General features: G+C 35.0%; 13 protein-coding genes and 1 other annotated feature. Of the genes, 12 read left to right on the top strand and 1 reads right to left on the bottom strand.

The features are described 5' to 3' along the window. Window positions 1-100: 100 nt before the first annotated feature. From BUB12_RS02755 to BUB12_RS02800, 9 genes are all read left to right on the top strand, one after another. Window positions 101-403 (top strand): LapA family protein, encoded by a 303-nt coding sequence (locus BUB12_RS02755; RefSeq protein WP_072887776.1) that lies wholly within the window; start codon window positions 101-103, stop codon window positions 401-403. A 450-nt stretch (window positions 404-853) separates the two neighbouring features. Continuing rightward, window positions 854-3193 carry a single-stranded-DNA-specific exonuclease RecJ gene (gene recJ / locus BUB12_RS02765; RefSeq protein WP_072887780.1) on the top strand — a complete coding sequence of 780 codons (2340 nt, stop codon included), beginning with the start codon at window positions 854-856 and terminating at the stop codon, window positions 3191-3193. Then, a complete protein-coding gene (locus BUB12_RS02770) occupies window positions 3183-3695 on the top strand; it encodes an adenine phosphoribosyltransferase (RefSeq protein WP_072887781.1) in 513 nt (170 codons plus the stop codon). Before recJ ends, BUB12_RS02770 begins: the two co-directional genes overlap by 11 nt. A gap of 229 nt (window positions 3696-3924) precedes the next feature. Then, window positions 3925-6126 (top strand): RelA/SpoT family protein, encoded by a 2202-nt coding sequence (locus BUB12_RS02775; RefSeq protein WP_072887783.1) that lies wholly within the window; start codon window positions 3925-3927, stop codon window positions 6124-6126. Between the two features lie 22 nt (window positions 6127-6148). Then, complete coding sequence (gene dtd, locus BUB12_RS02780) at window positions 6149-6598, top strand: D-aminoacyl-tRNA deacylase (protein WP_072887785.1); 450 nt, start codon at window positions 6149-6151, stop codon at window positions 6596-6598. A 195-nt stretch (window positions 6599-6793) separates the two neighbouring features. Next, window positions 6794-7135 carry an ASCH domain-containing protein gene (locus BUB12_RS02785; RefSeq protein WP_234982547.1) on the top strand — a complete coding sequence of 114 codons (342 nt, stop codon included), beginning with the start codon at window positions 6794-6796 and terminating at the stop codon, window positions 7133-7135. Window positions 7136-7298: 163 nt separating this feature from the next. Continuing rightward, window positions 7299-7757 carry an ASCH domain-containing protein gene (locus BUB12_RS02790; RefSeq protein ID WP_072887787.1) on the top strand — a complete coding sequence of 153 codons (459 nt, stop codon included), beginning with the start codon at window positions 7299-7301 and terminating at the stop codon, window positions 7755-7757. Window positions 7758-7786: 29 nt separating this feature from the next. Further along, a complete protein-coding gene (locus BUB12_RS02795; protein ID WP_072887789.1) occupies window positions 7787-8302 on the top strand; it encodes an AAA family ATPase in 516 nt (171 codons plus the stop codon). A gap of 81 nt (window positions 8303-8383) precedes the next feature. Further along, entirely contained in the window at window positions 8384-8632 is a 249-nt protein-coding gene (locus tag BUB12_RS02800; RefSeq protein ID WP_072887791.1) for a hypothetical protein, read from the top strand. Window positions 8633-8795: 163 nt separating this feature from the next. Here BUB12_RS02800 and BUB12_RS02805 read toward each other — a convergent pair whose 3' ends face one another. Beyond that, window positions 8796-9839, bottom strand: coding sequence for an N-acetylmuramoyl-L-alanine amidase family protein (locus BUB12_RS02805; protein ID WP_072887793.1), 1044 nt, complete (start codon window positions 9837-9839; stop codon window positions 8796-8798). A 95-nt stretch (window positions 9840-9934) separates the two neighbouring features. On the opposite strand from BUB12_RS02805, the gene BUB12_RS17810 reads away from it, so the two are divergent. The 3 genes from BUB12_RS17810 to aspS all read left to right on the top strand — a co-directional run bounded on the left by BUB12_RS17810 (window position 9935) and on the right by aspS (window position 13494). After that, window positions 9935-10108 (top strand): hypothetical protein, encoded by a 174-nt coding sequence (locus BUB12_RS17810; RefSeq protein ID WP_200801012.1) that lies wholly within the window; start codon window positions 9935-9937, stop codon window positions 10106-10108. A gap of 50 nt (window positions 10109-10158) precedes the next feature. Then, window positions 10159-10385: a binding site (T-box leader), on the top strand. 56 nt (window positions 10386-10441) lie between these two features. After that, window positions 10442-11728 carry a histidine--tRNA ligase gene (gene hisS, locus BUB12_RS02810; RefSeq protein WP_072887795.1) on the top strand — a complete coding sequence of 429 codons (1287 nt, stop codon included), beginning with the start codon at window positions 10442-10444 and terminating at the stop codon, window positions 11726-11728. Beyond that, window positions 11725-13494, top strand: coding sequence for an aspartate--tRNA ligase (gene aspS / locus BUB12_RS02815; protein WP_072887797.1), 1770 nt, complete (start codon window positions 11725-11727; stop codon window positions 13492-13494). Before hisS ends, aspS begins: the two co-directional genes overlap by 4 nt. The last annotated feature ends 56 nt before the right edge of the window (window positions 13495-13550 follow it).

Here is a 13550-nt window from a genome sequence, read left to right on the forward strand (position 1 = left end):
AGCAGAAATGAATCCTTGTGATTTGTTTCTGCTTTATTCATGTGTAAAACTAATATCCCCGGGGAAAAGTAACGGTAAGTTTGAAAAGGAGGGTGTTTCATTGAAGGGACAATCTTATGTTATTTTAGCCCTTATATTTACTATTATTGTTGCTATATTTGCCGTAACTAATGTCGCACCAGTGGAAGTAAATTACTTCTTTTGGAAAATGGAATCTCCGCTAATTTTAGTGATTTTATTCTCTGTACTAATGGGTGGGATTATTACTGCAGCAGTTGGTATGATAAGAATGTTTAAACTAAAACGAGAAATTAAGGTGTTAAAATCACAACTGAATTCTATTGAAGCACAACAAGAATCAATAGAAACAGAAATTGAAGAAACACCAGACAGCAATCAATAACAATCTGATGTTTCCAAGTAATAACAAGTAATAACAATTGAATTTTATATTGCTACATGAAATTACAGAATACGTAACTATGGCTAATCGACTTAGTATAGCTACGTCCAGTTCCAGCGCCCAGCGACTAGTGAGACTTCCTTCACCTCCGTACGATAAGTCAACATCGACTCCAATAAAAAGGAAGGTCGACTAAAACCGGACTTTGCGTCCAACGTCGACATACCCCTATGAAGGGGCATGTTTCCTTTATCTCCTCCGAATGTATGTTCAATTAAAATCGCCACTTTTTGTGCAATGTTAAACCACCTGGCATGGCCAAACGCAAATGTTTTCGGTGGGGCGAGTAAATCGCTGTCCCATTCCATACGTCGCTAACCGGGCGTTTCCACATTTGTTCTTGCCCACCCTGATGTGATTCGATATAATAGATTGGTCAGGGGTGAATTTATGTTACCGAGCAAGTCTAAATGGAATTACTCAAATATACCTAACGATGATTCGATACAATGGACAAAAGAAGAAGATTCTTTATCACCAGTGATAAAGGAATTACTTGTTCAACGAGGAATAAAATCATCCGAGGAAGCACATGAATTTTTAACACCTAGTATTGATCGGTTACACGATCCTAAAAATATACATGGTATTGATATTGCTTGTGAACGTGTTCACCAAGCAATCCAAAATGAAGAAAAAATACTTATCTTCGGTGATTACGATGCAGATGGAGTGAGCTCAACTACCGTTTTACTGAAAGCTTTACAAGAGTTAGGAGCTAACTGTGATTTTTACATCCCAAATCGTTTTACAGAAGGGTATGGGCCAAATGAACTGGCCTTTAAAAATGCACATGAAAATGGATTTCGGTTAATTATTACAGTAGACACAGGAATTGCTTCGGTTCATGAAGCAAACGTTGCAAAAGAACTAGGTATAGATTTAATCATTACCGATCATCATGAACCACAAGAAGAATTACCTGATGCATTAGCTGTTATACATCCAAAATGCTCACCAGACTATCCGTTTAAAGAGTTAGCGGGAGTTGGTGTAGCTTTTAAATTTGCTCAAGAACTATTAGGTTATTTTCCTGAGCAGCTATTAGATTTAGTAGCGATCGGAACAATTGCTGACCTAGTGCCGTTGGTCGATGAGAATCGTATTTTAGCGTATTATGGTCTGAAAAAATTAACCAATACAAATCGACAAGGATTAAAGGCATTAATGGAGCTTTCCAGAATTGAAGGTAAGGTTACAGAAGAGTCAGTAGGTTTTAGTATTGGTCCACGTTTGAATGCAGTGGGTAGGCTACAAGATGCTGATTTAGCAGTTCAGCTATTAATTACGGATGATAAAGAAGAAGCGAAATATCTAGCAGAAGAAGTGGACGCTTTAAACCAGGAACGCCAAGATATTGTTAAATCAATTGTTGATGAAGTCGATAACATGATCCATGTGGATGATAACCAAGGAGTTATCGTCGTTTCTAAAGCAGGTTGGAATGAGGGAGTCTTAGGAATCGTTGCCTCAAGACTTGTTCGAAAATACGATCGTCCAGCTATCGTACTTGCTATCAATGAAGAAACAAATACGGCTAAAGGATCTGCCCGTAGTATTCCTGCGTTCGATTTATTTCAAAATTGTATGAAGGTAAGAGAGTTGTTTACTCACTTTGGAGGACATTCTCAAGCAGCTGGTATGACTTTACCTTTGGATAATGTAGAAACACTACAAGACAAGTTAAATCAGATTATTTTTGAACAATTGTCCGTTGAAGACTTCAAACAAGAAGTTGAGGTTAGTAAGACATTAGGGTTACCAGAAGTTAATGAAGCACTAATAGAGGAAATCAACCAATTAGCTCCATTTGGAATGGCCAACCCTAAACCTGTGTTTCATCTTTCAAACATACCTTCTGATGTTCGTCAATTAGGGAATGGAAAGAATCATTTAAAATTACAATTTAAACAAGATAGCTACATGCTAGAAGGAATTGGGTTTGGATTCGGTTATATTTATCCCCTAATTTCTCCTAAGACACCAGTGTCCATCGTAGGTGAGCTTAGTATTAATGAATGGAATGGCTATCGAAAACCACAAATTGTTATTCAAGATGTGAAAATTGATGAGTGGCAATTATTTGACCACCGTGGAAAGAAGAACATCGAAATTTCTACTTATTTTGACTACCATTCTAGTCATGTTGTCTTAGTAGATAAAGTACCGGACAATGTCGAGGAATTCCCAAGTCACGTATCCTTTGTTACGTATGATGATGCCGTTGATTCTATAAACTCTAGTGAAGTATTATATGTAATGGACCTTCCGAAAAACTTGGACATGTTTAAAAGGATTGTACAAAAAGTAAATCCAGAAAATATCCATGTTAGTTTTCAGGTAGAAAATAGTACGTATTTGTCTTCGATGCCTTCTAGAGAAGATTTCAAATGGTTTTACGCGTTAATTTGGAAACAACAAGAACTGGATTTAAAACAGCAATTAAATAGGTTAATGCAAACAAAAAATTGGTCAAAAGATGCGATAATATTTATGTCAAAAGTGTTTTTTGAATTGGATTTTGTTATGATAGATAATGGAATAATTAAAGTGAAAAAATCACCCGTAAAAAAAGACCTACAAGAATCCAAATTATATCAAGAACGTTTAAATCAATCTCATATTGAGAAGGTTTTATATTATTCGACATATAACGAATTGAGAAACTGGTTTCTAGATGCATTGGGTCGGAAGAGTGCACTTAAGGAGGAAGTAGTTCATGGATTATAAACAGTATGTAAAAATAGTGAATGATTGGCCTAAAGAAGGTATTGAATTTAAAGATATCACGCCTTTAATGGATAATGGGAAAGCATTTAAATCTGCTGTAGATGAAATTGTTGAATTTGCTCACGAGAAGGATATAGATATCGTTGTCGGACCTGAAGCTAGAGGGTTTATTATAGGTTGCCCAGTTTCTTATGCATTGGAAGTAGGATTTGCACCTGTCCGTAAAGAAGGGAAATTACCTAGAGAAGTTATTAAAGTGGATTACGGTTTAGAATATGGTGAAAATGTTTTAACCATCCACAAAGATGCGATTAAACCTGGTCAACGTGTTCTAATAACTGATGACTTATTAGCAACTGGTGGTACAATTGAAGCAACCATTAAACTAGTAGAAGAACTAGGTGGTATTGTTGTGGGTTGTGCATTCTTAATTGAATTATCTTATTTAGATGGCTTAGAGAAATTAGAAGGCTATGATGTGTTAACATTAATGAAATATTAAGTAAGAGAAGTTTAAAAAAGGGTCTGATGGATTGATTACATTCATCAGACCTATTCTAATAGTTAAAAGAGATTTTATGAATATTATGTGTTTCTCTTTACATTTAACGAAAAGTTATCGATACTATTATAAAGTGTTTTTTATGAACAGTCGATTTTTAGCTGGTTGTGGCATATGTTAATTCCAAATAAACTGCCAGTCAATATGGGGAAATTAAAGGTGATTATAAATGGCTAAATCTGATAATGTTACTATAGATAATTTAATAGAACGTGCTAAAGTCTATCTTACTGAGGAAGATATAGCATTTATTGAGCGAGCATATCAATTTGCAGACTATGCTCATCGTGACCAATACCGTAAATCAGGAGAGGCCTATATTATTCATCCTGTCCAAGTGGCTGGTATTTTGGTTGATTTAAAAATGGATCCTGTAACTATTGCTGGTGGTTTTTTACATGATGTTGTTGAAGATACAGACGTTACTTTAGAGGATTTAGAGAAAGAGTTTAGTAAAGAAGTTGCCATGTTAGTTGACGGTGTAACCAAATTAGGGAAAATTAAGTATAAGTCCAAAGAGGCACAACAAGCAGAAAACCATCGAAAAATGTTTGTGGCAATGGCTAAGGATATACGAGTAATCCTAATTAAGTTAGCTGACCGCCTTCACAACATGCGAACATTAAAACATTTGCCACCTGAAAAACAGAGACTGAAAGCAAATGAAACATTGGAGATATTTTCACCTTTAGCACATCGTCTAGGAATCTCTACGATAAAGTGGGAGTTAGAAGATACTGCTTTAAGGTATTTAAATCCACAACAATATTATCGAATTGTACAATTAATGAAACAGAAGAGAAATCAACGGGAAACCAATATTGAAGAAGTTATTAGTGAAGTTAATAAGCAATTGAAGGAAGTAAATATCGAAGCAGATTTATCTGGTCGACCAAAACATTTATATAGTATTTATCGAAAAATGGTCAAGCAAAATAAACAATTTAACGAGATTTACGACCTATTAGCAGTACGTGTCATTGTAGATAGCATTAAAGATTGCTATGCTGTCTTAGGTATTATCCATACGTGCTGGAAACCGATGCCTGGAAGGTTTAAAGATTATATTGCAATGCCGAAACCAAACCTTTATCAATCTCTTCATACAACAGTGATAGGTCCAAAAGGTGATCCACTAGAAGTACAGATTCGTACGAAAGAAATGCATGAAATTGCTGAATACGGGATTGCTGCTCATTGGGCATATAAAGAAGGGAAGCAATTAAACAAAGGTGGAAAGAAATCGTTTGAAGAGAAACTGACATGGTTTAGAGAGATTTTAGAATGGCAAAATGAAACACATGATGCTGAAGAATTTATCGAATCTCTAAAAATCGATCTTTTCTCTGATATGGTATATGTGTTCACACCAAAAGGTGATGTAATCGAGTTACCATCAGGGTCTGTCCCATTAGACTTCGCTTATCGAATTCATACGGAAATAGGGAACCAGACCATTGGTGCTAAAATAAATGGGAAGATGGAACCGTTAGATTATCAATTGAAAAATGGCGATATTGTTGAAGTGATGACGTCGAAGCATTCCTATGGTCCTTCTCAAGATTGGCTGAAAATTACTCAAACATCTCAAGCGAAAAATAAAATTCGTCAGTTCTTTAAGAAGCAAAAAAGAGATGAAAATATCGCAAAAGGGAAAGAATTAGTCGATAAGGAAATTCGTGCATTAGGTATTGAACCTAAAGAAGTGCTAACAGAAGATAATTTATCTAGAGTCTATGAGCGGTTTAATTTTGTTAATGAAGAAGATTTATATGCTGCAGTTGGCTATCAAGGAATTACTGCAGCATTAATTGCTACTCGTTTAACCGATAAAATTCGCCAACAACGTGAAAAAGACCAAGATATGGCTCAGACGATTCAAGAAGTTAATAATGAAGCCAAAGCAAAACAACAGCATAAAAAGGATTCAGGTGTTATTGTTGAAGGTATTGATAATCTACTGGTACGATTATCTAGATGTTGTAATCCAGTTCCAGGTGATACAATCGTAGGTTATATAACGAAAGGTAGAGGGGTATCTGTTCACCGACTCGATTGCCCTAACGTTCAAACCGAAGAGGCAAAAGAACGCCACTTACATGTGGAATGGGAGAAAAACCAGTATCAAAAACAGTACCACGTTGACCTTGAAATCTCTGGTTATGATCGTAGAGGTCTATTAAATGAAGTATTACAAGCAGTAAATGAGACAAAAACAAATATTACTCATGTAAATGGAAAATCAGATCGTAATCGTATCGCTGTAATTCAAATTACCATTCTAATTTATAATACAGAACATTTAAGAAAGATAGTTGATCGAATTAAGCAAATAAAAGAAATATATACGGTCACTCGTACGGTTCAATAGGATTGAAAAAGGGGTCTTTTAAATGAAAGCTGTTATACAACGTGCAAAAAATGCGCAAGTAGTCGTAGAGGATAAAATAGTAGGGGAAATTGATCATGGATTTGTTGTTCTTCTGGGAGTAACACATGATGATACAATTGATGATGCTAAATACATTGCAAATAAACTGGTGAACCTTCGTGTTTTTGAAGATGAAAACGACAAAATGAATCTATCTTTAAAAGATGTCGGTGGTAGTGTATTATCTATATCTCAATTTACGTTGTATGGAGATACGAAAAAAGGAAGAAGACCGAACTTCTTACAAGCAGCAAAACCAGATGTAGCCAACGAGTTATATGAAACATTCAATCAATTAGTGGCAGAAGAGAATGTAACTGTAGAAACGGGCGTATTTGGAGCAATGATGGATGTCCAATTCACCAATGAAGGACCAGTGACATTAATTATTGATAGCAAAGAATCAAAATAAACCCCGTAATATTCGTATACAAAATAATGATTTTGGTATAAGGAATCGAAAACCTTATACCTTTTTTTCTTCTGCTTATTTCTGAATATTTTATAAATATGGTATGATAAATGTAGGTTTGTGAAGAAAAGTACTTAAGCTAACGACGCAGTTTAGCATAATAAGTTGGTAATTTGTAAAAAGAGGTGATTTAAAGTGACTGTACATCAAATGGGTTTATATGGTGAATATTTTAAAGCTATTAAAGAGGGTCGAAAGACAGTTGAGGTTCGCTTGAACGATGGAAAAAGAAGGAAAATAAAAGTTGGCGATACTATTGAATTTATTAAAGTTCCTGAACAAGATGAAACCCTGCAAGTACAAGTAATTGAACTTAGAACATATGATACTTTTCAGGAAATGTATGATGATATACCTTTTAAAAATTTTGATAGTGAAGGTTGGACTATGGAAGAAATGATAAAAGGAACATATGAAATTTATAGTCCAGAACAAGAAAAGGAATGGGGAACATTAGCTATTACAATTAAATATTAAATAAAGATACTTCACTATCGTGTGCGTTAATTTAAGAAGGATTAGCGCACTTTCGTGTTGATATTGTTATACTAACGACGCAGGAAGAGTTGAAGAAGAACAGTTTATTCGAAGTGTTATAATTTAAGTATAATAGTAGTCAATGGAAAGTAGGTTGATATATATGAGTAATGATTCAATTATTCAAATGTGGGAAGACTATCGAAAAATTAATCCCAATGCACCAAAAGATTATGAGGCATGGGCATTTGGTGATTCAAAAGAAATGGCTAATGAGCTTGCTGATTTAGTGTTAGAAGGAACGAAAACAGCAACAGCATCCAACTATACGTTATATGAGTTGGAAAACGAAGCATTACCGTTGGTGGGTCTTCATAATATTATTCTCGACGGGGATGGAAAAGCTGTTGCAATAGCAGAAACTACATCAGTAGAGGTTGTTCCTTTTGATGAAGTTACCGAAGAACACGCATATTTGGAAGGTGAGGGTGACCGTTCATTGAGGTATTGGCGTGATGTTCACGAAACCTTCTTTAAAAAAGAGTTTAAAAATTTAAATCAAGAATTCAATTACAAAATACCTGTTGTTTGTGAAAGATTTAAGTTGATTTATAGGAAATAAGATACAATTACTATGAATTAGGTGATTTTTTGAAAAAGGAGATACCAAAAAAGATACATATTATAGGGTCTGTCGGAAGTGGTAAAACAACTTTGGCAAAAGAATTATCTTCAAAGTTAGAAATGCCTTATTACGAATTAGATAATGTAGTTTGGATAAGGAATAAATCTGGAGATATAAGAAGAACCGAACAAGAAAGAGAAGATTATCTAAATAGTATAATACAATCAGAAAGTTGGATAATTGAAGGAGTACATAATGAGGATTGGGTAAGCAATTGTTTTCACAGTGCAGACTTAATTATCTTTTTAGATACCAAATATTCAATAAGAACATACCGAATAATAAAGAGGTTTTTGAAACAAAAACTTCGATTAGAAAAATCAAACTATAAACCTACAATTGAAATATTTTTAAAAATGTTTAAATGGAACCGATACTTTGAAAATATAGGAAAAGTAAATTTCTTTAATAAGTATGCTATACATAAAGACAAGATAGTGCTTATTACTCACACAAATCAAATTAAAAAATTTATCAACTAACGGGATCTTACTTCAATAGTGATAGAACCCCTTGTTCAATTAACGCCTCATGATAGTTAAATAATAAGAGGGAGAGGAAATATGAAAGATTTAAGATGGATTTTCGTTTTACCTGTATCAATCGGTATTATTTTTATTTTCTATGGTTGGACTCAAACTTGGGATTATACATACGATGGAACAAATGACCACATGGATACGATTAGAACGGTTAGAACCTATGTATTTATAGTTGGTGGATTGATTCTGATACTCATTGGAATATTATTGGGTGCAGTAAGAAAATATGTTGAATCATTAGAACTTAAGATTTACCAAAGAGAGAAATAAACATCATCATCGATAAAAGTTAAGTTAGGGTGCATTTGTGAAACAAGGCCTGATTTAAGATAGCTCCCATATTGCTAGAGGATAGGGAGTATATTTTAAAAGAGAAGCTAATAATGTGCTATTAGCTTCTCCGATATAATATTTTGGTGGTGTTGCTTTGACTCTATTTCTCAAAATACTTTACTAAACCATTTACTATTCCTGTTACTAGTTTTGTTTGATAAGCATTTGTTAAAAGTAATTGTTCGCTTTCCTCATTAGATACAAAACCTAATTCTAATAATAAAGAAGGTACCATGTTTGTACGAATTACTAAATAATCACCGAAAGCTATTCCTCTGTCTCGAGTTTCTGTTTGTTGAATGATTTCATTTTGTACGTGATTTGCAAGGTCAATACTATGGTCATAATAGTAGTATGTGTTAATTCCAGTTACATTAGGTAACTCTGGAGTACTATTATAATGAATACTAATAAACGCATCAGCTATCGCGTTATTCGACACAGCAGAACGACTTTCTAAAGGAATAAACTCATCATCACTTCTTGTTAAAATAACTTTGGCACCAAGGTTCGTTAATTCTTCTGCTAGAATCAAAGATGTTTTCAATGTTAGATCTTTTTCATAAGAACCAGTTGCTCCAATAGCACCAACATCTCTTCCCCCATGCCCAGCATCGAGGACAATGGTTTTATTTTTAATCCCTGATGATTGATTATTGACAACTGATTTTTCCACAAAGCTTTTAAGAACATAGCCACTTATATCGTCATTTTGTATGTGATACCAACTATTTGATTCACCTATCACTGAAAAGACAGTGTCTACTTTTGCAAAATGGATAATGTCACTGTCAGTCGTAGGTTCATTGCGAATATGTGTATTATTCTGAAGGATGGTTATTTCATGATTTGATTCAATCTCCTCAACCGTTTCAGATTGCCCACTAACGGTAACAAACTCACTTGTTACCCAGCCTGTAATGTCTTCAAATTGGATTTTTATCCAATCATCTTGAATTTCTACAATTGAATATGTCTCATCTTTATGTACCTGTCCAACAACTCCGAAACTAGTACCTGGACCACCTCTGACATTAAGGTTATTTTCATTTACTGTTATTTCATTAGCATAGACGACAGTAGTAATTGTAATGATCGTTAAAACTATACTAATCATTAATAATAATATTTTTTTATTACGCAAGAAACGTTCCCCCTATTTTAAAAAAAGCTATGTTCCTATTTTAATAAAAAATTGTCGAATAGGCAAAACTAGAGGTAACAAAAGGAGGAATAATCTTGCGAATGAATGAAAAGCAGTGGTCTAGTAAAAGTAATGGTGATATTTTTGGGGTCAATTATCATCGATTTGTAGAATTGGACGGGGCATCCAATCATATGGAAATCGCTCAAGAATTAGGGATTTCGTTAGGAGAAGTAAAAGCTTTAAAGAAAAAGATGAATCGTGCTTGACATTATTTGCAGAAGAATTTAAGATAGTTACATTCAAGTATATATGAACGAACATACCGATGACGGAGAAAGTAGTTAGTTCCCATCTGGGCAGAGATAAAATGTCGAGGCTGAAAACATTTTACATGATGGTCTAATGAAAAGACACTCCTAAGGTTTTACATCGAACGTACGTAGTAAATTAGTAGGTGTAGACGTCTTGCAGGCGTTAACTGTGAAGAGTGGATGCTTAAGTGCATCAACTAGGGTGGCAACGCGGGTAACTCTCGTCCCTTCTTTTATGGAGGGGATGAGAGTTTTTTTATATACAAAAAATTAGTAGGGGGCTACATAATGAATATTAAAGCGCCAAGAGGAACTGCTGATGTTTTACCACAGGATGCTCAAAAATGGCAATTTGTAGAAAATAAAATAAAAAATATCTGTGATCAATTCCATTATAAGGAAATTCGCACACCACTATTTGAACATACGGAAGTCTTTCAACGTGGAGTTGGTGATTCAACAGACATCGTTCAAAAAGAAATGTATACCTTCGAGGACCGAGGTGGAAGAAGTCTTACATTACGCCCTGAAGGAACTGCTTCTGTTGCAAGAGCATTTGTTCAAAATAAAATGTATGGTGAACCTAGTCAACCGATTAAATTGTTTTATTTTATGCAAATGTTCCGTTATGAAAGACCACAGCAAGGAAGAATGCGTCAACTTAATCAATTTGGAGTGGAAGTACTAGGTAGTGCTGACCCAGCCGTTGATGCTGAGGTTATCGATTTAGCTATGACGGTGTACCAGGAATTAGGATTATCATCACTTAAATTAGTTATTAATTCATTAGGAGATGCTGAAAGTAGAGAAGATTACCGTAATGCTTTAATTACACATTTCACACCTCACCGCGAAGAATTGTGTAGTGACTGTCAAAACCGTTTAGACCAAAATCCATTACGAGTTCTAGACTGTAAAACAGATCGTAATCATCCGGCAATGGGGACGGCACCATCTATTCTCGACTATTTAAATGACGAATCAAGAGAATACTTCGATAAAGTGAAAGAATATCTAACATTAATGGGGATTTCTTATGAAGTCGATCCGAATTTAGTCCGTGGACTTGACTATTATAATCACACTGCTTTTGAGATTATGAGTGAGGCAGAAGGCTTTGGTGCTATTACAACGTTAGCTGGTGGTGGAAGATACAATGGGTTAGTGAATCAGTTAGGTGGACCAGATACACCAGGAATAGGATTTGGCATGGGAATCGAACGATTATTAATGGCACTTGATGCTGAGAATCAACAATTGCCAATTGATGAGACGATTGATTGCTATCTTATAGCAGTAGGGGAAGAAGTAGAAAAAGAAGCCGTACGCTTAGTACATGAACTACGTAAAAATGGTATTCAGGTAGATAAAGATTATCAGGGAAGAAAGATGAAGGCTCAATTTAAAGCAGCTGACAGGTATCAGGCTAAAATGGTTCTAATCCTTGGAGAAGATGAACTGAAGAAACAAGTCATCAATTTGAAGGATATGGAAACAGGTGAACAAATCGAAGTATCAATACAATCCGTGGTTGATACAGTAGCTGGGAAGCTCCAAGGAGGAAGAGAAAAATGAGTAAACGTGTATTAGGTGGAACTCTAAGAGAGAGTGATATTGATAAAGAAATCCTTTTAAAAGGTTGGGTTCAAAAAAGACGTGATTTGGGAGGATTAATTTTTATTGACCTTCGAGACAAATCTGGAGTAGTTCAAGTAGTATTTAATCCGGATGTTTCAAAATCGGCTTTAGAAACAGCAGATAGTGTTCGTAGTGAGTTTGTTGTTCAAGTTAAAGGAAAAGTCGTGAAAAGAGAGGAAAACACGATCAATCCTTCCATGGAGACGGGGCATATTGAGGTAATTGCTTCAGAAATAGAAGTAATCAATAAGGCAAAGAACCCTCCATTTTTAATCCAAGATGAATCCGATGTGTCAGAAGATTTACGTCTGAAATACCGTTATATTGATTTAAGAAGAACTCCCCTTCAAGAGACGTTTAAAATGCGTCATCAAATCACACAAACGGTTAGAAATTACTTAAATGATAATGGATATTTAGAAATGGAAACACCAATTTTGACGAAGAGTACACCAGAAGGAGCTCGTGATTACCTTGTACCAAGTAGAGTCCATTCAGGTGAATTTTATGCACTGCCACAATCTCCACAATTGTTTAAACAGTTGATCATGATGAGTGGTTTCGAGAAATACTATCAAATCGCTCGTTGTTTTAGAGATGAAGATTTGAGAGCAGACCGTCAACCAGAATTTACTCAAATTGATATTGAAACTTCTTTCATGTCGAGTGATGAAATAATGGAAATGACAGAAAACATGATGCAAAAAGTGATGAAAGAAGTTAAAGGCATTGATCTTGAATTACCATTGCAACGCATGCCATATGATGAAGCAATGAGACGTTACGGCTCAGATAAACCAGATACAAGATTTGGTATGGAGTTTATTCATGTATCCGATGTTCTTAAGGACTCAACATTTAAAGTATTCCAGGGTGCTATTGAATCCGGTGGAACGGTTTGTCTGTTAAATGTAGAAGGTCAAGCGAACAATTATTCTCGAAAAGATATTGATAAATTAACCGATTTTGTTAAAGTGTACGGTGCAAAAGGGCTAGCATGGTTAAAAGTGGAAGAAAATGATGTGAAAGGTCCAATTGCGAAATTTTTAACTGATGAGGAAAAGCAAGGACTTATAAGTAAAGCAGAAGCAAAAGATGGTGACTTACTATTATTCGGAGCAGATGATACCTCTGTAGTATATGATAGTTTAGGTGCTTTACGTCTAAAACTAGGAAAAGAACTGGGACTAATTGATGAGTCTAAATTTAATTTCTTATGGATTACCGATTGGCCACTTCTAGAGTATGATGAAGAACTTGGTCGTTATACAGCTGCCCATCATCCATTTACGATGCCAGCGGATGGTGATGTTGACAAATTAGCTACAGATCCTGCAAATGTTAAAGCAAATGCTTACGATTTAGTGCTTAACGGCTATGAATTAGGTGGAGGTTCTCTACGTATTTATAAACGTGAACTACAAAATCAAATGTTTGAGGTTTTAGGATTTACAAATGAAGAGGCAGAGGAACAATTTGGTTTCCTACTCGATGCGTTAGAATATGGTGCACCACCACATGGAGGGATTGCACTAGGATTAGACCGAATTGTTATGTTACTAGCAGGAAGAAGCAACTTAAGAGATACTATTCTATTCCCTAAGACGGCATCAGCTTCTGATCCACTAACAGATGCACCAGATACTGTAAGTGATGCACAATTAGATGAATTAGCTATCCAATTAACTAAAGAATATGAGTAATTGATGTAATTGTTTAAAAACTGTAACAAATGTAATGAATACTTCACATAACATGA

Source organism: Ornithinibacillus halophilus (assembly GCF_900129485.1).
Classification (GTDB): Bacteria; Bacillota; Bacilli; order Bacillales; family Amphibacillaceae; genus Ornithinibacillus; species Ornithinibacillus halophilus.